The following is a 25,640-nucleotide window of genomic DNA, read 5'->3' as shown; positions in this document are numbered from 1 at the left end:
CTGCTCTTTTCAAGGTTGACCGCCTAGTGTTCGCTCGTCTTTTTGCCCTGCCCAGCCTTTTCCTCGTCTGCCTGATGGCGCTGCTGCCGATCATGCCGGCCCAGGCCGTCGGTTTACCGAGCCTGCTCAACAGCTCGGCGAAAACCCAGCCCGAGGCGCAAGAACCCCTCGGGCAATCCCTCGACGAAGTCATCAAGTCACTGGAGAACGATCAGCAACGCAGCAAATTGCTGGCCGACTTGAAGAAGCTGCGCGACGCCACCAAAAAAGCCCAACCGGCTGCTGAAGAAGGCGTGTTGGGCCTGATTGGCGGCACGCTGGCCAATTTTGAAAAACAATTCTCCGGCGCTGACAGCCCGCTCACACGCTGGTCCGACGAGTTTGATCTGGCCAAGGAAGAACTGGCGGGGTTGGTGTTGCCGGCCAATGAATGGCTGCCGATCATCTTTGGCTTCGCCATGATTCTGATGGTCTGGAGCCTGCTGGCCGCCGCGCTTATCTGGCTCGGTCACCGGGTACGGATGCGCTTCGGCCTGACCGAAGAATTACCGCAGCACCCCAAGGCCCTCGACATGTTGCGCTTTGCCCTGCGCAAACTCGGGCCTTGGCTGATCGCCCTGGTGATGACCGTCTACATGACCTACGCCCTGCCCTCGTCATTGGGCAAAAGCCTGGCGATGGTGCTGGCCTATGCGCTGGTGGTCGGCACGTGTTTTTCGGCGATCTGTGTGATCGCCTTTTCCTTGCTCGACGGGCCACACCGCCACCGCGCCTTGTACATCCTGCGGCATCAGGCCTTTCGGCCGCTGTGGCTGATCGGCAGTTTTGCCGCGTTCGGCGAAGCCTTGAACGACCCGCGACTGGTCGCCAGCCTCGGCAGCCATTTGGCGCACACCGCCGCCACCATCGCCAACGTGCTGGCCGCGCTGTCTACCGGGCTGTTCATCCTGCGCTTCCGACGCCCCATCGCCCACTTGATCCGCAACCAACCGCTGTCACGGCGCCTGACCCGCCGCGCACTCAGCGACACCATCGAAATTCTCGGCACCTTCTGGTACATGCCAGCGCTGGTGCTGGTGGCGATTTCGCTGTTCGCCACCTTCGTTTCCGCCGGCGACACCAGCACCGCGTTGCGCCAGTCGCTGATCTGCACCGTGCTGCTGGTGTTGTGCATGGTCATCAACGGGCTGGTACGCCGGCATGCACTGAAACCGCAACGGGGCGTGAAGCGTCATGCACTGTATTCCGAACGCCTGAAAAGCTTCTTCTATACCCTCGCCCACTTGCTGGTGTGGCTAGCGTTCATCGAACTTGGCCTGCGGGTCTGGGGCATGTCGCTGATTGCGTTCACCGAAGGCGAAGGCCATGAAGTCAGCGTCAAACTGTTCAGCCTCGGCGGCACACTGATTTTTGCCTGGCTGATCTGGATCCTCAGCGACACGGCGGTGCACCACGCCCTCACCCGCTCGCGCAAAGGCCAGGCCAACGCGCGTGCGCAGACGATGATGCCGCTGATCCGCAACGTGCTGTTCGTGGCGATATTCATCGTTGCACTGATCGTCGCCCTGGCGAACATGGGCATGAACGTCACGCCACTGCTGGCCGGTGCCGGCGTGATCGGCCTGGCCATCGGTTTCGGCGCACAATCGTTGGTCGCGGACCTGATCACCGGGCTGTTCATCATCATCGAGGACTCCCTGGCCATCGACGACTACGTGGATGTTGGCGGCCACCTCGGCACTGTCGAGGGCCTGACCATTCGTACCGTGCGCCTGCGGGACATCGACGGCATCGTCCACACCATCCCGTTCAGTGAAATCAAAAGCATCAAGAACTACTCGCGAGAGTTCGGCTACGCGATCTTTCGCGTGGCGATCCCCTCGAACATGGACATCGATAACGCGATCAAACTGATGCGCGACGTCGGCCAGAAGATGCGCGCCGATCCATTGCAACGACGCAACATCTGGTCGCCGCTGGAGATTCAAGGGGTCGAGAGTTTCGAGTCAGGCAACGCGATTCTGCGGGCCCGCTTCAAGACCGCGCCGATCAAACAATGGGAAGTTTCCCGGGCGTTCAACCTGTCCTTGAAACGACACCTGGATGAAGCCGGGCTCGATCTGGCGACACCGCGCATGAGTGTGCAAGTGGTCACGGCGGGTGGCGGGCCAGCAACAGATTAAACCCAGCCCCCTGTAGGAGCCGGCTTGCTGGCGATGGGCGTGAACGATTACGTGTGCGGTCTGAATGTACGCAGTGCCTGTGCGTTTATCGCCAGCAAGCCGGCTCCTACAGGAATCGCAGCTAAACGTGAAATCGGCGATATTTAACAAATCGCAGGCAAAAAAAATCCCCGAACCAGTCGGGGATTTTTTATGTTCGATCAATCAGCCCGGGGGCGGATCAATCTTCGCGATAGCGACGCAGCTTCAACTGCTTACCGGCAACGCGAGTGTCCTTCAGCTTGGTCAGCAGACGCTCCAGACCATCTTCCGGCAGCTCGACGAGGCTGAAGCTGTCACGCACCTGGATGCGACCGATCGCTTCACGCGCCAGACCACCTTCGTTGAGGATGGCGCCCAGCAGGTTTTTCGCCGCGATACCGTCACGCGCGCCCAGCGCGGTACGGCAACGGGCACGACCTTCGGCCAATGGAACCGGAGCACGACGCTCACGATCACCACGGTCCGGACGATCACCGGTGCGCTCTGGACGATCGCCACGCGGTGCGTTGTTCGGCACCAGTGGACGTTCTTTTTCGATTGCAGCCAGGGTCAGCGCCTGAGCGTTGGTCGCCTTGCGCAGCAGGGCAGCAGCCAGTGCACGCGGCGTGCAACCGATATCGGCAGTCAGGCGATCCAGCAGATCACCGTGAGTCGATTCGGCATCGCCAACCAGCGGCGACAGGCTGTTGGTCAGTTTCTTGATGCGGGCATCGAGAACAGCCTGAGCGTCCGGCAGGCGAACTTCGGCAACTTTTTGACCGGTTACACGCTCGATCACTTGCAGCATGCGGCGCTCACGCGGAGTCACCAGCAGCAGTGCACGACCTTCGCGACCGGCACGGCCAGTACGGCCGATACGGTGAACGTAGGATTCCGGATCGTACGGCATGTCAACGTTGAACACGTGAGTGATGCGCGGAACGTCCAGGCCACGAGCGGCAACGTCGGTCGCCACAACGATGTCCAGACGGCCATCCTTGAGGGAGTCGATCACGCGCTCACGCTGGTTCTGGGCAATGTCACCGTTCAGCGCAGCGGCTTTGTAGCCTTTGGCTTCCAGGGCGCTGGCCAGGTCCAGGGTCGCTTGCTTGGTGCGCACGAACATGATCAGGGCGTCGAAGTCTTCGACTTCCAGCAGGCTCAATACAGCCGAGGTCTTCTGGTCAGCGTGAACCAACAGGTGAGCCTGTTCGATCGCGGTAACGGTCTGAGTCTTGGTCTGGATCTTCACGTGCTGCGGATCACGCAGGTGACGCTCGGCGATCGCACGGATCGACTGCGGCAGGGTGGCCGAGAACAGTACGGTCTGACGGGTTGGAGGCAGCGCCTTGAAGATGACTTCGAGGTCGTCCATGAAACCCAGTTTGAGCATTTCGTCGGCTTCGTCGAGAACCAGGTGGTTAACGGTCGACAGGACTTTTTCGTCGCGACGCAGGTGGTCGCACAGACGGCCCGGAGTGGCGACAACGATCTGTGCGCCATTACGGATTGCTTTCAGTTGTGGACCCATAGGGGCGCCGCCGTAAACGGCCACAACGGTAACGCCTGGCATTTGCTTGGCGTAGGTTTCGAAAGCGGTTGCTACTTGCAGCGCCAACTCACGGGTTGGCGCCAGGATCAGGGCTTGCGGCTCGCGCTTGGCAGGATCGATGCAGTGCAGGATAGGCAGGGCGAACGCAGCGGTTTTACCCGTACCGGTTTGCGCCTGACCAATCATGTCCTGGCCGGCCATGATGATCGGGATCGATTGCTGCTGAATAGCCGAAGGCTCTTCGTAGCCAGTCGCAATGACGGCTGCAAGGATATTCGGATTAAGATTAAAAGCGGCGAAGCCGCCGGTTTCCTGGGTCATGGGTCTGCCTCTAAGTGCATCCGCAAAGACCCATGCTCCAAAGCTGCGCATGCCGTGTAAGACTCAAGAGTCGCCCTGGCTGCTTTGTCGGCGGGGATTTGCGAAAACGAATGAATGAAAAAGATTCGTCAAGGGAGAGTCCGCTGTGCGGACGTGCAGCCGAAGCTGACTTCGGGGAATTGCGCTACCTAAACGCGGCCCGGTTAAAGGCCGGCGCGCACTATACCGGAATTCGCCCAAAAAGGGAGCATTATTTGTCGGAAAACTGACGGATACACCGTTGTGTCACAGGCTTTGCGGATAATCGTGCGACGGTCTATTTTTCAAAGGCCCGGCCCTGCTGGGGATGGCGCTAAAACGGTTCACCGTTGTGACTCGGACCTGCGGCCTCGCCTACCCCTTCAAACCCCTTCCCGTCCGAGGAATTGTTCGATGAATCAACCTGTTACCAGCCGTGTGACCTGCGAAAGGCGTGGCCATGTCCTGTTGATCGGCCTGGATCGGGTGGCCAAGCGCAATGCCTTCGACCTCGACCTGCTCAACGCACTCAGTCTGGCCTACGGTGAGTTCGAGGCTGACAGCGAAGCGCGGGTGGCGGTGGTGTTCGGCCATGGCGAGCATTTCACCGCCGGGCTTGATCTGGTCAGCACCAGTTCGGCCCTGGCCGAGGGCTGGCAGGCACCGCCCGGCGGTTGCGATCCGTGGGGCGTGTTCGCGGGTCCGCGAGTCAGCAAACCGGTGATCGTCGCCGCGCAAGGTTATTGCCTGACCATCGGCATTGAGCTGATGCTCGCCGCCGACATCAACCTCTGCGCCAGTAACACCCGGTTTGCCCAGAAAGAAGTGCAGCGCGGGATTTTCCCGTTCGGCGGGGCCACATTGCGCCTGCATCAAGTCGCCGGCTGGGGCAATGCGATGCGCTGGTTGCTGACCGGGGATGAATTCGATGCGCATGACGCGTTGCATCTGGGGTTGGTGCAGGAAGTCATGGCCAGCGAGGATTTGCTGCCCCGGGCGATCGGGCTGGCGGAGCGGATTGCCCGGCAGGCGCCGCTGGGGGTTCAGGCAACGTTGATGTCGGCGCGACAGGCGCGTTATGAGGGCGAAACAGCCGCAGCGCTGGGGTTGCCGCCGCTGGTGAAGAAGTTGTTGGCGAGTGAGGATGCGAAGGAAGGCGTGCGGTCGATGGTTGAGAAGCGGCCCGGCATTTTCAAAGGGGTTTGAGGTTTGTGGCGAGGCGGATATTGCCTTCGCGGGCAAGCCTCGCTCCTACAGGGAAATGCGCACCCTTGTAGGAGCGAGGCTTGCCCGCGAAGAGGCCCTAAAGAACAACAAATCATGTCGCCGGGCGAATCGCCTTGATCAACGACTGCAACGAATACCCCAACCGTGGCGCCAGCCCTTCGGCCCGCGCAACCAACCCATCCATGTCCAGTTCCTGATCCAGCTCCGACGGCACGAGCAGAATCACATTGCCCTCCTTCACCGGCAGCTCCCAGTAATGCCGGTGATAGAGCCCACGCAACAGCGCCGCGCCCAACGGTTTGCCATCATCGGTGGCCCACTGGTTGATCACCAGCCAGCCGCCCGGATTCAGGCGTTTCTGACAGTTTTCCAGAAAACTCCAGGCCAGATGCCCGACACCCGGCCCGACATCGGTATAAAGGTCGACAAAAATCAGGTCGGCCGGCTCGGCGGTATCGAGCAGTTCCAGCGCATCGCCGACACGGATGTACAGCCGCGGGTCGTCATCCAGCCCCAGGTATTCGATGGCCAGGCGCGGCACGTCGGGCCGCAGCTCGATGGCTTCGACATCTTCCAGCGGCAAGAACTTCAGGCAAGCCTGAGTCAGCGTGCCGGCACCGAGGCCGAGGAACAGCGCGCTTTCCGGTTGCTCGTGGCACAACGCGCCGATCAGCATGGCACGGGTGTAATCGTATTCGAGCCAGCTCGGGTCGGCAGTGAACACGCAGCTCTGTTCGATGGCATCACCGAACTCGAGAAAACGGTAATCGGCCACTTCCAGCACGCGAATCACGCCGAACTCGTCCTGTACCTCGGCGAGCAGATGCTCGACGCGCTCCTCAGTCATTTCGTCTCCAGATCGTCACCGGGCCCGGCAACGCAATGCACCGCAACATCAGGCGGCAAAGGCGCGATTGTCCGCGAAGCGACGGGAACAGGTCACGCACTAATTTGCTGATAACATGAACGTCCGAGCGTAAAACAACCGAGACCGTGATGAGCCAACCCTGGAGCCCTGACAGCTGGCGCGCCCTGCCGATCCAGCAACAACCCCACTACCCCGACGCGGCGCATTTGCTGCACGTCGAGCAAACCCTGGCGAGTTATCCGCCGCTGGTGTTTGCCGGTGAAGCCCGGGAGTTGCGACGTCAGTTTGCCGAAGTGACCCAGGGCCGCGCATTTCTGTTGCAGGGCGGCGATTGCGCCGAAAGCTTCGCCGAGTTCTCTGCCGCGAAAATCCGCGACACCTTTAAAGTGCTGCTGCAAATGGCGATCGTCATGACCTTCGCCGCGGGCTGCCCGGTGGTCAAGGTCGGGCGCATGGCCGGTCAGTTCGCCAAACCGCGTTCGGCCAACGACGAAACCATCGACGGCGTGACCCTGCCCGCCTACCGTGGCGACATCGTCAACGGCATCGGCTTCGACGAAAAAAGCCGTGTGCCGGACCCGGAGCGTCTGCTCCAGTCCTATCACCAGTCCACCGCGACCCTGAACCTGCTGCGCGCCTTCGCCCAAGGCGGCTTTGCCGACCTGCATCAGGTGCACAAATGGAACCTGGACTTCATCGCCAACTCGGCGCTGGCGGAAAAATACAGCCACCTCGCCGATCGCATCGATGAAACCCTGGCATTCATGCGCGCCTGCGGCATGGACAGCTCGCCACAACTGCGCGAAACCAGTTTCTTCACCGCCCACGAAGCGCTGCTGCTGAACTACGAAGAAGCCTTCGTGCGTCGCGACAGCCTGACCAACGATTACTACGATTGCTCGGCGCACATGTTATGGATCGGCGACCGCACCCGTCAGCTCGACGGCGCTCATGTCGAATTCCTGCGTGGGGTGAACAACCCGATCGGGGTCAAGGTTGGTCCGAGCATGAATCCGGAAGACTTGATTCGCCTGATCGACGTGCTCAACCCGGACAACGATCCAGGCCGCTTGAACCTGATCGCACGGATGGGCGCGAACAAGGTTGGCGATCATTTGCCGCAACTGATCCGCGCGGTGCAGCGTGAAGGCAAGCAAGTGCTTTGGAGTTCCGATCCGATGCACGGCAACACTATCAAGGCCAGCAGCGGCTACAAGACCCGCGACTTTGCGCAGATTCTTGGCGAGGTGAAGCAGTTCTTCCAGGTGCACGAAGCGGAAGGCACCTATGCCGGCGGCATTCACATCGAGATGACCGGGCAGAATGTCACCGAGTGCATTGGTGGTGCGCGACCGATCACCGAGGACGGGTTGTCGGATCGGTATCACACCCATTGCGACCCGCGGATGAATGCGGATCAGTCGCTGGAGTTGGCGTTCCTTATTGCCGAAACCCTGAAACAAGTCCGTCGGTAAACCGTGTCGCTGCCTTCGCGGGCAAGCCTCGCTCCTACAAGGGATCGCGAACCCCTGTAGGAGCGAGCGGTGCGGCGATCCGACTTGCCCGCGAAGGCGTCAGCTCAATCACCGCCAATACCGGCCAATGCCACCCGCAACCGCCCCGCACTCTCCCGCGGGCAATTCAACTGCACCCGCTCCAACCCCAGCCAATCCGCCATCCGCCGCAAATTCACCGCCAACGCCAGCATCCCTTCCTCATCCAGCCCCGGCTCTTCCTCATGCACTGCATGCACCGCCAAACGCCCCAACGCCCGCTCCGCACGCAAATCCACCCGCGCAGCAATCCGCTCGTTGTATAAAAACGGCAACACGTAATAGCCGTAGACCCGCTTGTCCGGCGGCGTATAAATCTCCAGCCGATAGCGAAAATCGAACAAACGCTCGGTACGACTGCGCTCCCAGATCAGCGAATCAAACGGTGACAGCAAGGCACTGGCCTCAACCTTGCGCGGCACTTTCGGCTCTGGCAAACAAAAGCCCGGTTGCCGCCAGCCCTGGACTTCACAGGTCAGCAGCTCCCCGGCTTCCACCAGTTCCGCAAGGCGCGGACGCGCATCACCCGGACTGAGCCGGAAGTAATCGCGCAGGTCCTTTTCCGTCGCCACACCCAAGGCATTCGCGGCGTGCAACAGCAGCCCGCGCTGGGCCTCGTCCTCCGCGAGCAACGGCTGCTGCAGAATCGCCGAAGGAATCACCCGCTCGGGCAAATCATAGAGCCGCTCGAACCCACGCCGCCCGGCCACGGTCACTTCCCCGGCGGCGAACAACCATTCCAGCGCATGCTTTTCCGCACTCCAGTCCCACCACGGCCCTGCCCGCTCCTGACGGGTCGAAAGGCTGCCGGCGCCCAGTGCGCCGAGCTCTTCAACCGAGGCCAGCACCCGCCGGACAGTGTCCTGTTGCTCACGCCCGAAACGTGCCAGCTGCTGATAGATATCTTCGCCACGACTCGCGCGCCGCATGCGCCAGCGCATCAACGGGTACATCGACAGCGGCAGCAACGAGGCTTCATGCCCCCAGTATTCGAACAGCGTACGTCGCCGGCCCGAACTCCAGGCAGCCTGGTCGAGCAAGTCGGATGAGTAATTGCCGAGGCGGGAAAACAAGGGAAGGTAGTGCGAACGCACCAACGCATTGACCGAATCGATCTGCAAGATGCCCAGCCGCTCGATCAGGCGATTGAGCTGCACCGCTTTGATCGCCGCTGGCGGCTGGCGCCCGTTGAATCCTTGGGCGGCCAGCGCCAGGCGTCGAGCCTGTTTGATGGAAAAGGACAGCGTTGCGGGCATGAGCATCTCCTTGTCTGCTCGCAACCTACCTCACCGGGAGACGGTTTGTGTAGTTGTGGCTTACTCATTTGTGCATCGGGTCATCCCAGAATGGGCGCACGGTTTCGTGCTCGACATCTGCACGACTGAGCCCGATGTCCTTCAACGCTTCGTCGCTCATGCCCGCCAACAACTCGCGTTCACGGTGCAATTCGTACCAGCGACTGATCTTGTGCAGTAAATCCGAGACGACGTGGATGGAATGTTTCTCTACCTCGACATAACCTTTTTGACCTTTCATCTTGTTGCCCTCCGTTTGGGATGGCTCAAGTGTCACGCCAGAGCTAAGATCAATCCAACGAATGTTTCTTATGCAATACATCTCGGAGATTGATGTATGTCCGCCTTCCCAAGTATCGACACCGAAGTGCTGCGCACCTTTGTTGCCATCGCCGATCAGGGCGGTTTCACCCGCGCAGGGGAGCTGGTCAACCGCACGCAATCCGCCGTCAGCATGCAAATGAAGCGGCTGGAAGAGGACGTGTTGCAACGCCAACTGTTCCAGCGCGACGGCCGTCAGGTGCGGCTGACCGCTGAAGGCCAGGTGCTGCTGGGTTACGCCCGGCGCATCCTCAAGTTGCACAGCGAGGTGTTCAACACCCTGCGCGAGCCGCACATGGTCGGCACGGTGCGGATCGGCACGCCGGACGATTACGTGATGCGTTTTCTGCCGGGGATTCTGCGGCGATTCGCCCAGTCATATCCGCTGATCCAGATCGAGGTGCACTGCGAATCATCAAAACAATTGCTGCTACGCCAGGATCTTGATTTGTCCATCGTCACCCGCGAGCCGGGCAACGAGATCGGCCAGTTGCTGCGCAAGGAACGTTTCGTCTGGGCCGAAGCACAATGCTACAGCGCCCACGAGCAGACACCGTTGCCGCTGGCGATGTTCAACAGTGATTGTTTCTGCAGGCTGTGGGCCTGCAATGCGCTGGACGCAATGGGTCGCGACTACCGCGTTGCCTACAACAGCTCGAGCCTGTCGGCGATCATGGCGGTGGTCAGCGCCGGCCTGGCCGTCACCGCACAACTGGAAAGCCTGATCACCCCGGACATGCGCATTCTCGGTGACGCCGAAGACCTGCCCTTGCTGCCTGAAGCCAGCATCATGCTGGTGCGCAACCTGCACAATCCGTCACCGATTACCGAATGCCTGGCTGAGCACATCGTCGACGGCTTCAAACTTTAAACGCGAGCATCACCGCGCACAGCACCAGGAAGCCACAGAATAGCCCGCGCAGGAGGCGCTCCGGCATGGCGTGGGCGATCTTCACGCCCCAGCTGATGCTCAGCAGTCCACCCACGGCCAACGGCACGCCGATCATCCAGTCCACTTGATGATGCACGGCATAGGTGACCAGCGTGACGCCCGTGCTGGGCAATGCCAGTGCCAGCGACAACCCTTGGGCCACCACCTGGCTGGTGCCGAACAGGCTGGTCAGCACCGGTGTTGCCACCACCGCCCCGCCCACGCCAAACAATCCGCCCATGGTCCCGGACGCCGCGCCGAGCACACCCAGCCATGGCCAGGCGTAATTCATCTGCGAAGAAGCCGGCGCATTGGCGTAGAACATTCGCAGCAGGTTGTAGGCCGACAGCGCGATCAGGAAGGCGACAAATCCGATGCGCATGGTTTGCGCATCAATGCCCACCGCCCAGATGGAGCCGGCCCAGGCAAAGCAAAAGCCCATCGAGGCCAGCGGCAGCGCGTGACGCATTTCGATTTTGTTGCGCTGGTGATAACGCCATAGCGCCAGCATCACGTTCGGAACCACCATCACCAGCGCGGTGCCCTGGGCAATTTGCTGATCAAGACCGAACAACACGCCAAGCAACGGAATCGCGATCAGACCGCCGCCAATGCCAAACAAGCCGCCGAGGGTTCCCAGGGCTGCGCCAAATACCAGGTACATCAAAAACTCGATCACGGCCGATTTCCTTTTATCTCAGGCCATTCATCCTACGCAGTCGGCGCTGGCGGGGAAACGCACAGCAACGCACAATGGCTGTGCCAACTTCGCATAGGCATTGATACGCCATGAACCCTAATCAATTGACCGAACAACTCGGGCTGTTCCTCGATGTGCTGGAAACCGGCAGCTTTTCCGCTGCCTCTCGCCGTCATCCACTGACCCCTTCGGCCGTGGCGCGGCGCATCGATAGCCTGGAAAGCGCGGTCGGCAGCCAGTTGTTCATTCGCAGCACCCATGCCGTCCGAGCGACCCCGGCCGGCGTGGCGTTTGCCGAGCGTGCGCGGCGGATCGTGGCAGAATTGCAACTGGCCCGCGCCGAGGCAGTGTCCCTGAGCAGTGCGCCGGAAGGCTTGATCCGGATCGACGCGCCCGCCGCGTTCGGCCGACGGCATCTGGCGCCGGTGATCGCTGATTTTCTGATGCTGTACCCCGGCCTCGACGTGCAACTGCACCTGATCGACAGTTTTGTCGACATGCAGGGTTTGAACCTGGGCAAGGTCGACCTTGTGCTGCGCGCCGGGCAAATGGCCGATACCCGACTGGTGGCCACACCACTGGCGAGCATGGTGCGCATCGCCTGCGCCAGCCCCGCATACCTGCAACGCCGAGGCGTGCCGACCGACCCGGCGCAGTTGAGTGATCACGACGGTCTCGACTGGGATGGCCTGGCGCCGCCATTTGCCTGGCGTTTCGAGCAAAACGCAGAAATGCATTTGCATCGTCCCGGGCGCATCCGCATGAGCGCCAACAATGCCGAGGCGCTGGTCTGCGGTGCGCTGGCCGGGCTCGGTATCGCGCACTTGCCGACCTGGCTGACCAGTGAATACCTGTTGCGCGGCGAACTGCTGCCGCTGTTCTGTGAACACGGCCTGCCACCGCCGGAAACCACCGGCATCTATGCGTTGCGCCTGGAGCAGCAACCCAACCCGAGGAGTCGTTTATTGCTGGAGTACCTGAAAGTCCGCTTCAGCCCTGTCCCGCCGTGGGATCTGGCGCTGCGAACCAATCTGGACCGGCACTAGGGCAGAATTATCTGGCGCATTAAAGATTCGCCCGCTAGATTCATGAAGATCACTGATCAAGGCTTTGAGATGAACACCGAACGCGACACCACGGATAACTGCGACGACCTGCTGCTGGACAACCAGGCCTGCTTCGCCCTGCATTCCACTTCACTGCTGATGACCAAGGTCTACAAGCCGCTGCTGCAAGCGCTGGGCCTGACCTATCCGCAGTACCTGGCGATGATGGTGTTGTGGGAACGGGACGGTTTGACCGTAGGCGAAATCAGCACGCGCTTGCTGACCGATCCCGGCTCGTTGACCCCGTTGCTCAAGCGCCTGGAAGTCGAAGGCTTGCTCAGCCGCACTCGCAGCCGCGAGGACGAGCGAGTGGTGATTGTCGAGCTGACTGAACAGGGCCGCGCGTTGCGGGACAAGGCGCGAGGCGTGCCCCAGTGCATCCTCGGCGCCAGCGGCATGACGCTTGAGCGGTTGCAAAAACTGCAAGCGGAGCTGCAAGTGCTGCGCAGCAATCTGCAGGACAGCCTTTAAGCGATCACCTGATAGATCGCGTTATCGTTCTTCGCGGGCAAGCCTCGCTCCTACAGACCGCACATGACCTGTAGGAGCGAGCGGTGCGGCGATCCGACTTGCCCGCGAAAGCATCCTCGACGCCATAAAAAAATTTCTGCCTGTCACTCCCACACCAAAGCCTCTACATCAAGCCTCTCCCCGCCGAATGCATACCCTGCGCATGCTTTCAGGAAAACTTTTTTAAAAATTTATCTTGCGCGCTAAATATTAGCGCGATACATTCATTTCGCACTTACTTAGCGCGCAAACATTTAGCGCAAATCACCAAAACCTGAAACGAGGCCTACATCATGCAAACTCTCTACACCGCAATCGCAACCTCCACTGGCGGCCGTGACGGTCGTGCGGTTTCCAGCGACAACATCCTCGACGTCAAACTCGCGACCCCGAAAGAACTCGGCGGTGCTGGCGGCGCGGCCACCAACCCGGAACAACTGTTCGCTGCCGGTTACTCGGCCTGCTTCATCGGCGCGCTGAAATTCGTTGCCAGCCAGACCAAACGCAGCATCCCGGCCGACGCCTCGATCACTGCCCACGTCGGCATCGGCCAGATTCCTGGCGGCTTCGGTCTGGACATCGACCTGCACATCAGCCTGCCGGGTCTTGAACAAGCCGATGCGCAAACCCTGGTCGACGCGGCCCACCAGGTCTGCCCGTACTCCAACGCCACCCGCGGCAACGTCGAAGTGCGCCTGCACGTAACCGTCTAACCGTCGACTCCAAGACCGAACAGGAAACCAACATGAACACTTTCAGCAAAGTCTTGACCGGCACCCTTCTCGCCCTGTCCATCCACAGCGCATTCGCGGGCGAGGGGGTTGAACACAACACCCAGGCGTTCCTCGATGTCCTGAATGCCGGCACCGGCAAACCGATGGAACAGCTTTCACCGAAAGATGCCCGGGCCATTTTGGTCGGCGCGCAAGCCGGGGTGAAACTGACGCTGCCAAAAGCAGACGTCAGCCAGAAGACCATTCAAGTCGACGGCCAACCGCTCAGCCTGACCATCGTCCGGCCGGCCGGGGTCAAAGGCGAGCTGCCGGTGTTCATGTTCTTCCACGGCGGCGGCTGGGTGCTGGGGGACTTCCCGACCCACGAGCGGCTGGTTCGGGATCTGGTCACGGGCTCGGGGGCGGCGGCGGTGTTCGTCAACTACACCCCATCACCGGAAGCGCATTACCCGGTGGCGATCAACCAGGCTTACGCGGCCACTAAATGGGTGGCCGAGCACGGCAAAGAGATCAACGTCGATGGCAAGCGACTGGCCGTGGCCGGTAACAGTGTCGGCGGCAACATGGCGGCCGTGGTTGCGCTGATGGCCAAAGACAAAGGCACCCCGGCGATCAAGTTCCAGGTGCTGTTGTGGCCGGTGACCGACGCCAGCTTTGAAACGGCGTCTTACAACCAGTTTGCCGAAGGGCACTTCCTCACCAAAAACATGATGAAGTGGTTCTGGGACAACTACACCACCGACGCCAAGCAACGTAACGAGATCTACGCTTCACCGCTGCGGGCGACCACCGCACAACTCAAGGGCTTGCCACCTGCGCTGGTGCAGACGGCCGGTGCTGATGTGCTGCGCGATGAGGGTGAAGCCTATGCGCGCAAACTGGATGAGGCCGGCGTGCCGGTCACGGCGGTGCGTTACAACGGCATGATTCACGATTACGGTTTGCTGAACGTAGTGAGCCAGGTGCCGGCGGTTCGCTCCGCAATGCTGCAAGCGTCTGAAGAACTGAAGCAACACCTGAAGAAATAACACCGCCCCCCCTGTAGGAGCGAGGCTTGCCCGCGAAAGCGGTGTGTCAGAAAAGACGCCTTCGCGGGCAAGCCTCGCTCCTACAGGGGCTCGTGTGTAGTTTGCAGGCACAAAAAAGCCCGACTCAATGGTCGGGCTTTTTCATTCCTGAAGCAGTGCTTATTTAGCACGGCCTTTGTAGGAACCGCCTTCGCGGGTATCGATCTCGATCATGTCGCCGATTTCGATGAAGTCAGCAACCGACAGCTCGGTACCGTTCTTCAGTTTGGCAGGCTTCATTACCTTGCCGGAAGTGTCGCCGCGAGCGGAACCTTCGGTGTAGTCAACCTGACGCACGATAGTGGTCGGCAGTTCTACGGAAACCAGACGCTCTTCGAAGAAGATCGCTTCGCAAACATCGGTCATGCCTTCTTCAACGAAAGGCAGAACGGCTTCGATGTCTTCAGCGTTCAGCTCGTACATGGTGTAGTCGGTGGTGTCCATGAACGTGTAGGTGTCGCCGCTGATGAAGGACAGGGTCGCTTCTTTGCGGTCGAGGATTACGTCGTCCAGTTTGTCGTCAGCGCTGTAAACGATCTCGGTCTTGTAACCGGTCAGCAGGTTTTTCAGCTTGGTCTTCATGATCGCGCTGTTACGACCGGATTTGGTGAATTCAGCTTTCTGAACCAACCATGGATCGTTTTCGAGACGGATCACGGTACCGGGTTTCAGTTCTTTACCAGTTTTCATTGCGAATATCCGAATTTGGATGGGATTTACAAAAATCTAGGCCGCGTATCATATCCAATTTAGGTAAAACTGTACCAGCGCTGCGGCAAGATCAGCCTGCAAAGCCTGTTCCAGACACCACGCTTCGGCGTGTTTTTGCAGTTCTGGCCAGTGTTTACGGGTCGTAGCCCAACGGTCGGACATATCATGCCCGGCATTCCACTCTCGCCAAAGACCGCTGATCGCCTCGCGGGCAGGCGCAGACAGGCCTTTTGTGTAGAGCGTGAGGAAGGCTTCGAGCTTGTCCAGGTGAATGTCTTCGTCCTGCCGATAGATGTGCCAGAGCAGCGGCCGCCCTGCCCATTGCGCGCGGACAAACGAATCTTCGCCGCGCACGGCGTTGAAATCGCAGCACCAAAGCAGGTGATCGTATTGATCCTGTCGGACGAACGGCAGCACTTGCACGGTCAATGACTCGCGCACATGCACCGCGCCAGCCGCCAAACCCTCGACACCGAGCCAACGCTCGACATCACCGAGAATCCGCCCTTCGGGCACCAGCAGATGCGTGGGCACGGAATCTGCGGCCAGGACATCCAGCCAACTGGCCAGGCCGGCATTTTCGTAGGCGAACAGCGAAATCAACTGCGCGCCTTGCGCCCGATCAATCCCTAAACCTTGCAGGAATGCGCGCTGAGCCTCGGGGTCTTGCTGAAACTGCCGACGCCGTTCCAGCAATCCGTTTTCACGCAGCAAGCCACCGGTGCCCTTTTGGAACCCCGGAAAGAAAAAGAATTTCTGCACGTTTTTGTACTTCACCGACGGCAAGCCGTGGCAGCCAACGACCCAATCCTCAGCGCTCAGGTAGTCGAGGTTCAACCACAGTGGCGGCTTCTCCCGCGCAGCCATGGCCTCCATGTAAGCACTCGGCAACTGGCAGGCGAACGCGGCGATCACCACATCAGCCGCGTCAGTCGGCTGCCAGTCGGCCGTCCACTGATGCACCTCGACCCCCTCCTGCCACTGCTGTGGAAGATTGAGATCAATGGCTGGGCACAAACGCTCGAAGGCCCGCAAATCATCGACCCACAAACGCACGTCCATCGCATGTTCGGCCACCAATTGGCGGGCCAGGCGCCAGGTCACACCGATGTCGCCAAAGTTATCGACCACGGTGCAAAAAATATCCCAGCGCCTGCGGTTTTTCATTTGAGGCATTTCAGGCATTCCAGGCTCCCGTTGGCAAAGGCGCCGATTGTCCGCATAAATTACCCCGTGCAGAAGAGCCGACGGCGATTAATCTTCATGCGACAATCGCCACTCGCCCGCGACCACCCGCCAGGAGGCAGTCATGCCCTACCGTCCCAATCCGCGCCGCCGCTTGCCGATCCAGCTTAATGCCCTGCAACTGACGGGCAGTATCGCCCTCGGATTGTGGCTGGGTTTCCTCGCGATCGCACTGACCTGCTGGCTCGCCTCGCGCCTGTTGTTCAGCGAGCAACTGGCGCCCGTCGCGCAAGCGGTGGAGCAATTGGCCAAGCCGCCGGTAGTGGTGCAACCGGTGCCGGACATTCCGCCGCAGAGCCCGATGTTCCAGCAGTACGAAGAGAACCTGCGCAAGAACGAACAGGCACAACGGCTGGATCAGGCGCGCAGCAGCAACCGCAATCTGTCGAACCCCAATTGCCAGTTCTGGCTGCAACAGGACCGCACCGCACCGAGCGAAAAAAGCCGCGCCAATGTCCTGCAATTCTGCGATTGATCATGAATAAGCAAACCGTCCACCAACTGATTATCGACAAGCTGCGGATCGATCTCGACATTGCCGAGCGTGCCGCGCAAACCGCTTACGAAACGGCGACCCACGAAGAAAACATCGCCGAAAACAAGTACGACACCCTGGGTCTGGAGGCGTCATATCTGGCGGCCGGGCAGGCAAAGCGCGTGGAGGAAATCAGGCAGTCACTGACGCTGTGCCAGAACCTGACGCTGCGGCCTTATGACGACCAGCGCGGCATCGAAGTCGGCGCCCTGCTCGGTCTCGAAGACGAAAAGGGACGTGAGCAATGGCTGTTCCTGGCGCCCGACGCGGCAGGTTTGAAGGTCGATCTGGTGGGGCAATGGATTACCGTCATCACCCCTCGCTCGCCGCTGGGCAAAAGCCTGCTGGGCAAGTTCGAGGGGGACGAGGTGGAGATTCTGGTGGCGGGTGCTCGGCAACAGTTTTCTGTTACCGAGGTGGTTTAGCGGGAGATCAATGAACCGGCAGTTCGACGCCGTCGAATAGCTCTTCCAGTTCCTGCTTGTTGTGGCACTGAATGGCTTTGGCCATGACTTCGCGGGTCAGGTGCGGGGCGAACTTCTCGATGAAGTCGCACATGAAGCCACGCAGGAAGGTGCCGCGACGGAAACCGATTTTGGTGATGCTGGATTCGAACAATTCGCTGGCATCGAGCACCACCAGGTCATTATCGAGTTTGGTATCGACCGCCATTTTCGCCACGATGCCCACGCCCAGCCCCAGGCGAACGTAAGTCTTGATCACGTCGGCGTCGGCGGCGGTGAACACCACTTTCGGCGTCAGGCCGCGATGGCTGAAGGCTTCGTCGAGTTTCGAACGGCCGGTGAAACCGAACACATAAGTCACGATCGGGTATTCGGCCAGCGCTTCGAGGGTCAGCTTCGACAGTTTGGTCAGCGGGTGGCCCTGAGGCACGACCACGCAGCGGTTCCAGCGGTAGCACGGCATCATCACCAGGTCACCGAACAGCTCCAGCGCTTCAGTCGCGATGGCGAAATCGACGGTGCCGTCAGCGGCCATTTCGGCTATCTGCATCGGCGAACCCTGGTGCATGTGCAGCGCAACGTCCGGGTATTGTTTGATGAAATTGCTGATCACCGGCGGCAACGCATAACGCGCCTGGGTGTGCGTGGTGGCGATCGACAGGGTGCCTTTCTTCTCGTTGGAGAATTCCTGGGCGATCTGCTTGATGCTTTCAACCTTGCGCAGGATCTCGCCGGCGGTGGTGATGATGCGCTCGCCGGCCGGGGTGACGCGGGTCAGGTGCTTGCCGCTGCGAGCAAAAACCTCGACGCCCAATTCGTCTTCCAGCAGACGGATCTGCTTGCTGATGCCCGGTTGCGAGGTGTAAAGGCTTTGGGCTGTAGCGGAAACGTTGAGGTCGTGGTGCGCCACTTCCCAGATGTAGCGCAATTGTTGAAGCTTCATATGAATCCCTCAAAGCAGGTAGACGCCACGGGCATCAGCGACGGTATATAACTATATTAATGGTTTGAAGAATAAATCTAGAACTTTTTTATCAAACTGCCACTATTCGTGGACTAGCGGTCCCCTTGGCGACGGCGTTCCACCAGCGGCACCAGATAGACCGGGACCCGAGCCAACTGCAACACCCGCGCTGCGGTCCGCCCCAAAGGCGTTTCCGCGCCAGCACCATGGCTATGACTACCTACGATCAACAAATCCACAGAGAGTTTCTGCGCCTGTTCGAGAATCACCTGCGACGGATCGCCCTGAAGCACCCGCACCGCTTGTATCCGCTCCAGATCCTGCTCCCCTTCATCCCCCAGTTCTTCACGAAAACTGTCGAGCACGCGCTGCTCGATATTGGCGATCACGGTGTTCAGGCCCTGACTGTGAAACTCGTTCAGCGCCTGCTCATCGAGGTAACTCTGAAGCACCGATTCGGCAAACAGCCCCATGGGTTCAACCGCGTGCACCACATACAGGTCGGCATTGAATGTTCGAGCCAGCTCCAGGGCATGCTGCATCACCAAAGGGGCGTACAGGCCGAGGTCAGTGGCATAGAGCATCGAACGAATCATATGACCTCCTCGAGTGCCAACATGGCGGAGATTGATTCAGCTTAGCAGTGCCTTGGCGAGTGCGACGTCCCGCGTAACGCGTTGAACGGCGGGCTTAAACCTTTTGCTCATTGCTTATGCCATGCGGCACATGGCCGGTAGCGACCACCTCGCGAGCCAACTCGCAATGGCCGGCCTGATCGTCGAAAAACACGTCAGCGGCAAAGGCTTCAAGGAAAGCGGACTTGGTCAGGCCACCCAGAAACAGCGATTCGTCCAGACGAATATCCCACTCGCGCAGGGTCCGAATCACCCGTTCATGAGCCGGTGCGGAACGCGCGGTGACCAGCGCGGTACGGATCGGACAGTCGTCCTCCGGGAACTCGCGCTGCAACAGATTGAGCGCCGCGAGAAAGCCTTTGAACGGCCCACCGCGCAAGGGCTCGCGGGCGCTTTCGCGTTCGCTGGCCTGGAACGCTTCAAGGCCGCCCGCCTGATAAACCCGCTCCGACTCGTCGGAAAACAGCACGGCGTCACCGTCGAAGGCAATCCGCAATTCATCGCTGGCCGCACGGCTGGCGCCGCCCGACAGAATGGTCGCCGCCGCGAACCCGGCATCCAGTGCGCTGCGCACGTCTTCGGCATGGGTCGACAGGAACAGGTCGCAGCCAAACGCCTTGAGGTACGGATACGGGCTGCGCCCGCCGACAAATGCCGCGCGCGAAATCGCCAGCCCGTAATGGTGAATCGAGTTGAACACCCGCAGCCCGGTGTCGGCACTGTTGCGCGACACCAGGATCACCTCGACCCTGGCCCGGCCGAGGCTGGCGTTCAGGTTCAGGAGTTTTTCAACGAGAGGGAATGCGTCGCCGGGCTCGAGGATTTCGTCTTCGTGTTCGATCTGATATTGCCGATAAGCCTCGACGCCGCTCGACAGATAAACCTTGTGGCTTTCGCTCAGGTCGAACAGCGCACGCGAAGAAATCGCCAGCACCAGTTTGTCGTCAATCGTCTTTGCCATGCCCTTCCCCCTCGGGTTGATCGACTCAGGTGTTGCGTCGATCGATAAATCTCAAACTGCGATACAACGCGTCGATTCGCGGCAATTCGCACCCGGCAGCCTTGGCCACCGCCAGTGGCCGGGCGTAAATGGCCGCCAGTTCCAGCGGTCGCTTGTGCAAAAAGTCGTGGTGCATGCTCGGCCAGTAGTCCGGCATTTTCTCGGTCATCATGAACAGATAATCGGCATAACCGGCCGGCATGTCGTGACCGCAGGCCTTCGCGCCCCGGACCACTTCGGCCATCAAGGCCTTGATCAGTTCGCGGCTGTCGGCGTCGGCCATCAACGCTGTGGTGCCCGCCCCAAGCAGAACCGACAGGCCGTTGTAAGGAATATTCCAGACCAGTTTTTGCCAGCGCGCCTGTTGCAGGTTCGCCATGGCCTGGGAATCGATGCCGGCGCTGCGGAACAACCCGGCGCCCTCCTCGACAATCGCCATGCGCGCCTGCTCATCGCCTGCTGGGCCACTGTGGTAGCCGACGTTCACCGCGCCGAGGGCCTGATGGGTGATCGCGCCCGGGCCGGTGCGATGCACGCAGATCAGACAAAGCCCGCCAAGCAGGTGCAGCGTATCGGGAAGCAATGCCCGCAGACTGTCTTCGACGTCCAGGCCGTTTTGCAGCAGCAGTACCTTGGCATTCGGCGCTGCGGCTTGAATGATCGCCGGCGCCAGACCGGCATTGCTGGTGGTCTTGGCGCCGACCAGCAACCAGTCGCAGGGCGGCATGTCTTCGGCCGACGAATAGGCCTGAACCGGATTCAACGTCAGCGCGCCGTGCGGTGCACTGTCGACGTGAAGTCCGTGCTCGGCCACCGCCGAAAACTCGCTGCGCAGCAGAAAGTGCACATCGAAGCCGGCACGCGCCAGCATGACCCCGTAAAACCCGCCGATTGCACCGGTTCCGATAATACCGATGGTCGGTTTGGCAACTGCAGCCGTCATGGCAACTCCTCTGCTGTTCTCGTCAACGCCTGACCTACGGCCTCATTCAGCTCGGTAGCGGTCAGGCGTGATTTTAGTGCCCCGAAGAACTCACCGTCGCGCACCACAAACAGCGCCGGCAAATGAAAGACCTGATAACGCTCGACCACCCCGCCGTTGTCCCCGGCATCGATCCAGCACAAGCGATCGACATCCAGATCGAGCCTGGGCAATTGCTCTCGGGCAAAACGGCAACTGGCGCAGCCGACGCTGGTAAAAACAACCAGCGAAACGCCGCTCATCGCCAGCAACCGTTGGTCGGCGTCGAAATCGGCCAGTGCCAATTCGACCACTATACTGGGGGAAACAATGTCAGATGGCCGACACATGGAGTCCGTGCTCATGGGACGTTTTATTCCTCATCCTGACGATGTACCCGTCGAATTAACGTTGCTAAAACCTGAGTGTATTTCACGGCAACAGCTGCACACTATCAGCCTCGGGGGCATGGCTTGCAATTACCACCGCGCCTGGCGTCACGGTACCGCGCTGGAAGTACGCATGCCGACCTTGAACCCCGATATGCGTTTTCTGGGCTACGTGGCCTGGTGCTTGCGACGCAAGCGCGGCTACCTGGTAGGCATTGCCTTTGTTGACGAGCAGATGATGTTCAGCGCCCGAATGGGCGAACAGGTGTGTCAGATCGAGCGTTACTGTCGCCTGCATGACGCCCACGACGACCTGCAGGAAACCCAGGCGCTGGCCCTCGAATGGGTCCAGCAGCACGCCGACGAGTTCTCCCACGACACGGTTCGCAAGGCATTTGCGCAGGCGGTGCTGGATTAAGGGACGTCATCAATTCGTTGCGAATGGCCCTTAAACCGCTGTCTGCCCATTGTCGAGCCACGGTGTAACGCGCTAAGGTTCCGCTCCCCGACGCGCTTAATTTGCTGTGCTCCGCCGCGCGGGTTCGCTGGCGGCCGGCACCCGTGACCTGACGAGTAAACGATGGCTGATTTACCGATCAACGACCTAAACGTCGCCTCCAACGAGACGCTGATCACTCCTGACCAGCTCAAGCGTGATATCCCTCTGAGCGACGCTGCCCTGCGCACCGTCACCAAGGGTCGCGAAGTCATTCGCAACATTCTTGATGGCACCGACCACCGCCTGTTTGTCGTCATCGGGCCGTGCTCGATCCACGACATCAAGGCTGCCCACGAATACGCCGAGCGCCTGAAAGTGCTGGCCGCGGAAGTGTCCGATACGCTGTATCTGGTCATGCGCGTGTATTTCGAGAAGCCACGCACCACTGTCGGCTGGAAAGGCTTGATCAACGACCCGTACCTGGACGACTCCTTCAAGATTCAGGACGGTCTGCACATTGGTCGTCAGTTGCTGCTGGACCTGGCCGAAATGGGCCTGCCGACCGCGACCGAAGCCCTTGACCCGATCTCTCCGCAATATTTGCAGGACCTGATCAGCTGGTCGGCCATCGGCGCGCGCACCACCGAATCCCAGACTCACCGTGAGATGGCTTCCGGCCTGTCCTCGGCGGTCGGCTTCAAGAACGGCACCGACGGCGGCCTGACCGTGGCGATCAACGCCCTGCAATCGGTTTCCAGCCCGCATCGTTTCCTGGGGATCAACCAGGAAGGTGGCGTGTCGATCGTTACCACCAAGGGCAATGCCTACGGTCACGTGGTGCTGCGCGGCGGCAACGGCAAGCCGAACTACGATTCGGTCAGCGTCGCACTGTGCGAACAAGCGCTGAACAAAGCGAAGATCAAGCCGAACATCATGGTCGATTGCAGCCACGCCAACTCCAACAAGGACCCGGCCCTGCAACCGCTGGTGATGGAGAACGTCGCCAACCAGATCCTCGAAGGCAACCGGTCGATCATCGGCCTGATGGTCGAAAGTCATCTGAACTGGGGCTGCCAGGCGATCCCGAAAGACCTCGCCGACCTGCAATACGGCGTGTCGATCACCGATGCCTGCATCGACTGGTCCGCCACCGAAAACACCTTGCGCAGCATGCACGCCAAGCTCAAGGATGTGCTGCCTAAACGTGATCGCACCTGATCACTGTTCAGCGCACACAAAAACGCCGGGCTTAACCCGGCGTTTTTTTATGCGTTCGTTTTACTGGCTCAGCTTGGCCGCATGCCGCTGGTGGCGCTCCATGTAGCGCTCCACGTAGGAACACGATGGAATCACGGTGTAGCCCATTTCCTCGGCGTACTCCAGCGCCTTCTCGGTCAAGGCTGCCGCAATGCCGCGACCACGCAATGCATTGGGCACGAAGGTGCGATAGATATCCAGAGTCTGTTTCCCCAGATCCATATAGGTCAGGTAGGCACGATGACCGTCCACATTGGTCTCGAACTGATGACCTGCCTGGTCATGGTTGATGGACAACGCCTCGCTCATCACAACTCCTCTGCGGGTCTTGAATTCTGACCCCTACCTTACCGATGTTTTTCCGGCGAAGGAACATCTACGCCACCCCCGTGCCTGAATGGACACCGAGAAGAGCTGCACCGATCTCGCGCAACCGAGCACGTATCAAATAGTAGGCACCATTGGCAGAAATGCTCAAGGTGCGCTCGTCATCACGCAGGGTTGGGCGGGTGCTGCTCCGGGTTACGCAGGGACGGCTCGACCGAAGCGCTCTGCGGGTCGATAGCCTGAACATTGCCGGATGTTGAGACTTAAGACGAGCGTCCCTCTATTAAGTCACCTCAACTAGGCGAAAGAGTTTGAGAGGTGCCGCGCAAATTCCGAACAAAAGTGTAGACGAATCCATCTAGACAGACTTTAGCCAAGATGGGAAAAACAGTCCTGCCGCCGGGAACTTTTTCGTGCCAACTCGCTCAGCTCGGGCCTTGCAGCTGGATATTTTTTAATCAATCGCAAGTAAAAGTTGCTCGAAAAAGAATCAACGCCTACAATTTTTTTTGCTTCTTGCTTTACGTCAGTTTACTTACGACAAGTAATGGGTAGTATGTACGCCGGCTATTTCCTCACTCTGAGGAGACAGCTAATTTAATTGAAAGTCCTTGAAGGGGAACACGATGAACAACGTTCTGAAATTCTCTGCTCTGGCTCTGGCCGCAGTTCTGGCTACCGGTTGCAGCAGCGTATCGAAAGAAACCGAAGCACGTCTGACCGCTACTGAAGACGCAGCTGCTCGCTCCCAGGCTCGTGCAGACGAAGCTTACCGTAAAGCTGATGAAGCTCTGGCTGCTGCTCAAAAAGCACAACAGACTGCTGACGAAGCTAACGAGCGTGCTCTGCGCATGCTGGAAAAAGCTAGCCGCAAGTAATAATCCTTCGGGGTTGTTATCAAGCCGACCCATTTTTTGGGTCGGCTTTTTTATTGCCCGGCGTTTGTCCAGGCAATAAAAAACCCGCCGACGCTCTCAGCGCCGGCGGGTTCTGTTCAAGCCTTACTGCAACGGATCGATCGGTGCACTCGTCACCATCGGCGCAGAAGTATTCGGCACGGCGATCTCCACCGGCAGGCCATCTTCAGCGGCAACCACATCACGCACCACATCCCAGTTCATGCGCAGGTTGTTGGTGATGTCTTCGCGCTTGAGCATCGCGTTGATCACAGCCGTGTGCTTGTCGACGACCGACGGGTTGCCCTTGTCGTCCAGCGGCGTATGCGCTTCCAGATAAACCTTGCCGCCACTTACACCGAACTTGTAGGGGTCGTTGAGAATGCGCACTGACGTGCCGACCGGCACCATGCCTGCCATTTGCAGCACGTTGTTGTTGAACATGCGGAAGCAGCCGTGGCTGGTGCGCATGCCGATGCCGAACTTCTTGTTCGAACCGTGGATCAGGTAGCCCGGCGTGCCCAGGGTGAACTTGAACGGGCCCAGCGGGTTGTCCGGGCCGGCCGGCACGACGTTCGGCAGCGGATCACCGTCAGCGGCGTGTTCGGCCTTGATCGACGCTGGTGGGGTCCAGGTCGGGTTCGGCGTCTTCGCAACGATGCTGGTGTGGGCAATCGGCGAACCCCAGCCCTCACGACCGATACCCAGCGGGAAGGTGTAGACCACGTTCCGGCCTTTCGGGAAGTAGTAGAGGCGGTATTCAGCCAGGTTGATGACGATGCCTTCACGTGGGCCTGGCGGCAGGATGAAGCGCGTCGGCAGCACGATCTCGGTGCCGGCACCCGGCAACCATGGATCGACGCCCGGGTTGGCCGCAACCATTTCCGAGTAGCCCAGATCGTAGGTGGTGCCAAGGTCGGCGAAGGTGTCTTCGTACTTGGCCTTGATCACTTGCACCTGGCCGATGATGTCTTCACCGGGCGGTGGCAGGGGTAGCTCCAATGCTGCTACGGGGCCAGCCACACAAAGGGCGGCAAGAGTCAGGCAGCGGGTGACGGCAGGAAAGCGCGGCAACATCCGGAAAATCCTTCGCATAATCGACTGGGGTTTAAGAACGCAATTGTACACTGGCGCTCTGGTATTCGGGGAGAGACACCGATAGAGCGTGAATTGGCTGCGATATTTTTTCAGGGGGGCATATCCGTTTTTGCGGTAACGGCCGCTATTGGTTTCGCCCTTACGGCGAGTCACTTTGGAAAAGCCCCAAAGTAACCAAAGCGCTCTTGCCCCTTTCGTTCGGTGCCTCGCTAAGGCTCGGCATGCCCTCGCTCCGGTCCTGCTCCGTGGGCCCGCCGCCATCGGCCATCCATGGCCGGGGGCGGCTAACCCGGCATCCATGCCGGGTTGCCC

At 59.9% G+C, this 25,640-nt stretch carries 27 protein-coding genes; 13 read left to right on the top strand and 14 right to left on the bottom strand.

The genetic code is table 11. The features are described from left to right. Nucleotides 1-26: 26 nt before the first annotated feature. Nucleotides 27-2,183 carry a mechanosensitive ion channel family protein gene (locus IB245_RS08505; protein ID WP_192227305.1) on the top strand — a complete coding sequence of 719 codons (2,157 nt, stop codon included), beginning with the start codon at nucleotides 27-29 and terminating at the stop codon, nucleotides 2,181-2,183. 220 nt (nucleotides 2,184-2,403) lie between these two features. On the opposite strand, the gene IB245_RS08500 is transcribed toward IB245_RS08505, so the two are convergent. Beyond that, nucleotides 2,404-4,077 carry a DEAD/DEAH box helicase gene (locus IB245_RS08500; protein ID WP_008031432.1) on the bottom strand — a complete coding sequence of 558 codons (1,674 nt, stop codon included), beginning with the start codon at nucleotides 4,075-4,077 and terminating at the stop codon, nucleotides 2,404-2,406. A gap of 432 nt (nucleotides 4,078-4,509) precedes the next feature. Between IB245_RS08500 and IB245_RS08495 the strand changes: the two genes are divergently transcribed. After that, the gene (locus IB245_RS08495) at nucleotides 4,510-5,301 is read left to right on the top strand and encodes a crotonase/enoyl-CoA hydratase family protein (RefSeq protein ID WP_192227304.1); all 792 of its coding nucleotides are present in this window, start codon (nucleotides 4,510-4,512) and stop codon (nucleotides 5,299-5,301) included. A gap of 112 nt (nucleotides 5,302-5,413) precedes the next feature. On the opposite strand, the gene IB245_RS08490 is transcribed toward IB245_RS08495, so the two are convergent. Beyond that, nucleotides 5,414-6,169, bottom strand: a complete 756-nt coding sequence (locus IB245_RS08490) for a spermidine synthase (RefSeq protein WP_008040534.1) — start codon at nucleotides 6,167-6,169, stop codon at nucleotides 5,414-5,416. Nucleotides 6,170-6,318: 149 nt separating this feature from the next. Here IB245_RS08490 and IB245_RS08485 point away from each other — a divergent pair, with 149 nt between their 5' ends. After that, nucleotides 6,319-7,665 carry a class II 3-deoxy-7-phosphoheptulonate synthase gene (locus tag IB245_RS08485; RefSeq protein WP_008031425.1) on the top strand — a complete coding sequence of 449 codons (1,347 nt, stop codon included), beginning with the start codon at nucleotides 6,319-6,321 and terminating at the stop codon, nucleotides 7,663-7,665. A 104-nt stretch (nucleotides 7,666-7,769) separates the two neighbouring features. Here the strand turns inward: IB245_RS08485 and IB245_RS08480 are convergent, their stop codons facing one another. Beyond that, a complete protein-coding gene (locus tag IB245_RS08480) occupies nucleotides 7,770-8,999 on the bottom strand; it encodes a winged helix-turn-helix domain-containing protein (RefSeq protein WP_192227303.1) in 1,230 nt (409 codons plus the stop codon). A 64-nt stretch (nucleotides 9,000-9,063) separates the two neighbouring features. Continuing rightward, the gene (locus IB245_RS08475) at nucleotides 9,064-9,279 is read right to left on the bottom strand and encodes a DUF1127 domain-containing protein (RefSeq protein WP_008031420.1); all 216 of its coding nucleotides are present in this window, start codon (nucleotides 9,277-9,279) and stop codon (nucleotides 9,064-9,066) included. A 96-nt stretch (nucleotides 9,280-9,375) separates the two neighbouring features. On the opposite strand from IB245_RS08475, the gene IB245_RS08470 reads away from it, so the two are divergent. Further along, a complete protein-coding gene (locus tag IB245_RS08470; protein WP_008031417.1) occupies nucleotides 9,376-10,230 on the top strand; it encodes a LysR substrate-binding domain-containing protein in 855 nt (284 codons plus the stop codon). Here IB245_RS08470 and IB245_RS08465 read toward each other — a convergent pair. Further along, on the bottom strand, nucleotides 10,220-10,969 hold the full coding sequence (locus tag IB245_RS08465) for a sulfite exporter TauE/SafE family protein (RefSeq protein ID WP_032832543.1): 750 nt from the start codon (nucleotides 10,967-10,969) through the stop codon (nucleotides 10,220-10,222). The two genes, IB245_RS08470 and IB245_RS08465, sit on opposite strands and share 11 nt — an antisense overlap. Before the next feature lie 110 nt (nucleotides 10,970-11,079). Between IB245_RS08465 and IB245_RS08460 the strand changes: the two genes are divergently transcribed. The 4 genes from IB245_RS08460 (at nucleotide 11,080) to IB245_RS08445 (ending at nucleotide 14,368) form a co-directional block, all read left to right on the top strand. Next, nucleotides 11,080-12,036, top strand: a complete 957-nt coding sequence (locus IB245_RS08460) for a LysR family transcriptional regulator (RefSeq protein ID WP_008031414.1) — start codon at nucleotides 11,080-11,082, stop codon at nucleotides 12,034-12,036. A gap of 69 nt (nucleotides 12,037-12,105) precedes the next feature. Beyond that, nucleotides 12,106-12,567, top strand: a complete 462-nt coding sequence (locus IB245_RS08455; protein WP_008031411.1) for a MarR family winged helix-turn-helix transcriptional regulator — start codon at nucleotides 12,106-12,108, stop codon at nucleotides 12,565-12,567. A 332-nt stretch (nucleotides 12,568-12,899) separates the two neighbouring features. Further along, on the top strand, nucleotides 12,900-13,319 hold the full coding sequence (locus IB245_RS08450; protein ID WP_008031409.1) for an organic hydroperoxide resistance protein: 420 nt from the start codon (nucleotides 12,900-12,902) through the stop codon (nucleotides 13,317-13,319). A gap of 32 nt (nucleotides 13,320-13,351) precedes the next feature. After that, entirely contained in the window at nucleotides 13,352-14,368 is a 1,017-nt protein-coding gene (locus IB245_RS08445; protein WP_192227302.1) for an alpha/beta hydrolase, read from the top strand. A 159-nt stretch (nucleotides 14,369-14,527) separates the two neighbouring features. On the opposite strand, the gene IB245_RS08440 is transcribed toward IB245_RS08445, so the two are convergent. Next, nucleotides 14,528-15,097, bottom strand: a complete 570-nt coding sequence (locus tag IB245_RS08440) for an elongation factor P (protein ID WP_007943632.1) — start codon at nucleotides 15,095-15,097, stop codon at nucleotides 14,528-14,530. A gap of 48 nt (nucleotides 15,098-15,145) precedes the next feature. Continuing rightward, entirely contained in the window at nucleotides 15,146-16,303 is a 1,158-nt protein-coding gene (earP, locus tag IB245_RS08435; protein ID WP_225609838.1) for an elongation factor P maturation arginine rhamnosyltransferase EarP, read from the bottom strand. 124 nt (nucleotides 16,304-16,427) lie between these two features. Between earP and IB245_RS08430 the strand changes: the two genes are divergently transcribed. Together IB245_RS08430 and IB245_RS08425 are read left to right on the top strand one after the other, a co-directional pair. Beyond that, complete coding sequence (locus IB245_RS08430; protein ID WP_008040529.1) at nucleotides 16,428-16,838, top strand: hypothetical protein; 411 nt, start codon at nucleotides 16,428-16,430, stop codon at nucleotides 16,836-16,838. 2 nt (nucleotides 16,839-16,840) lie between these two features. Continuing rightward, a complete protein-coding gene (locus IB245_RS08425) occupies nucleotides 16,841-17,323 on the top strand; it encodes a GreA/GreB family elongation factor (RefSeq protein ID WP_008031400.1) in 483 nt (160 codons plus the stop codon). 7 nt (nucleotides 17,324-17,330) lie between these two features. Here IB245_RS08425 and cysB read toward each other — a convergent pair whose 3' ends face one another. The 5 genes from cysB to IB245_RS08400 all read right to left on the bottom strand — a co-directional run bounded on the left by cysB (nucleotide 17,331) and on the right by IB245_RS08400 (nucleotide 21,287). Further along, on the bottom strand, nucleotides 17,331-18,305 hold the full coding sequence (gene cysB, locus IB245_RS08420) for an HTH-type transcriptional regulator CysB (protein WP_008031398.1): 975 nt from the start codon (nucleotides 18,303-18,305) through the stop codon (nucleotides 17,331-17,333). 113 nt (nucleotides 18,306-18,418) lie between these two features. After that, nucleotides 18,419-18,922 carry a universal stress protein gene (locus IB245_RS08415; protein ID WP_008031396.1) on the bottom strand — a complete coding sequence of 168 codons (504 nt, stop codon included), beginning with the start codon at nucleotides 18,920-18,922 and terminating at the stop codon, nucleotides 18,419-18,421. 94 nt (nucleotides 18,923-19,016) lie between these two features. After that, a complete protein-coding gene (locus IB245_RS08410; protein ID WP_008031392.1) occupies nucleotides 19,017-19,922 on the bottom strand; it encodes a 5'-nucleotidase in 906 nt (301 codons plus the stop codon). A gap of 25 nt (nucleotides 19,923-19,947) precedes the next feature. After that, entirely contained in the window at nucleotides 19,948-20,904 is a 957-nt protein-coding gene (locus tag IB245_RS08405; RefSeq protein WP_192227301.1) for a putative 2-dehydropantoate 2-reductase, read from the bottom strand. Continuing rightward, on the bottom strand, nucleotides 20,901-21,287 hold the full coding sequence (locus IB245_RS08400; RefSeq protein ID WP_192227300.1) for a thioredoxin family protein: 387 nt from the start codon (nucleotides 21,285-21,287) through the stop codon (nucleotides 20,901-20,903). The genes IB245_RS08405 and IB245_RS08400 overlap by 4 nt, the downstream gene beginning before the upstream one ends. Here IB245_RS08400 and IB245_RS08395 point away from each other — a divergent pair. Together IB245_RS08395 and IB245_RS08390 are read left to right on the top strand one after the other, a co-directional pair. Continuing rightward, nucleotides 21,286-21,729: a PilZ domain-containing protein gene (locus IB245_RS08395; protein WP_008031388.1), complete on the top strand. Its 444-nt coding sequence runs from the start codon at nucleotides 21,286-21,288 to the stop codon at nucleotides 21,727-21,729. The two genes, IB245_RS08400 and IB245_RS08395, sit on opposite strands and share 2 nt — an antisense overlap. Nucleotides 21,730-21,891: 162 nt before the next feature. Beyond that, nucleotides 21,892-22,968 (top strand): 3-deoxy-7-phosphoheptulonate synthase, encoded by a 1,077-nt coding sequence (locus IB245_RS08390; protein WP_008031386.1) that lies wholly within the window; start codon nucleotides 21,892-21,894, stop codon nucleotides 22,966-22,968. Between the two features lie 60 nt (nucleotides 22,969-23,028). On the opposite strand, the gene IB245_RS08385 is transcribed toward IB245_RS08390, so the two are convergent. After that, a complete protein-coding gene (locus tag IB245_RS08385) occupies nucleotides 23,029-23,316 on the bottom strand; it encodes a GNAT family N-acetyltransferase (RefSeq protein ID WP_008031384.1) in 288 nt (95 codons plus the stop codon). Nucleotides 23,317-23,960: 644 nt separating this feature from the next. Here IB245_RS08385 and oprI point away from each other — a divergent pair. Next, nucleotides 23,961-24,212 carry an outer membrane lipoprotei OprI gene (gene oprI / locus IB245_RS08380; protein ID WP_003172710.1) on the top strand — a complete coding sequence of 84 codons (252 nt, stop codon included), beginning with the start codon at nucleotides 23,961-23,963 and terminating at the stop codon, nucleotides 24,210-24,212. A gap of 123 nt (nucleotides 24,213-24,335) precedes the next feature. Here oprI and IB245_RS08375 read toward each other — a convergent pair whose 3' ends face one another. Further along, nucleotides 24,336-25,307: a L,D-transpeptidase family protein gene (locus tag IB245_RS08375; protein WP_008031383.1), complete on the bottom strand. Its 972-nt coding sequence runs from the start codon at nucleotides 25,305-25,307 to the stop codon at nucleotides 24,336-24,338. Between the last annotated feature and the right edge of the window lie 333 nt (nucleotides 25,308-25,640).

The organism is Pseudomonas sp. PDM02 (assembly GCF_014852285.1).
Classification (GTDB): Bacteria; Pseudomonadota; Gammaproteobacteria; order Pseudomonadales; family Pseudomonadaceae; genus Aquipseudomonas; species Aquipseudomonas migulae.
This window is presented reverse-complemented; position numbering and strand designations above follow the sequence as displayed.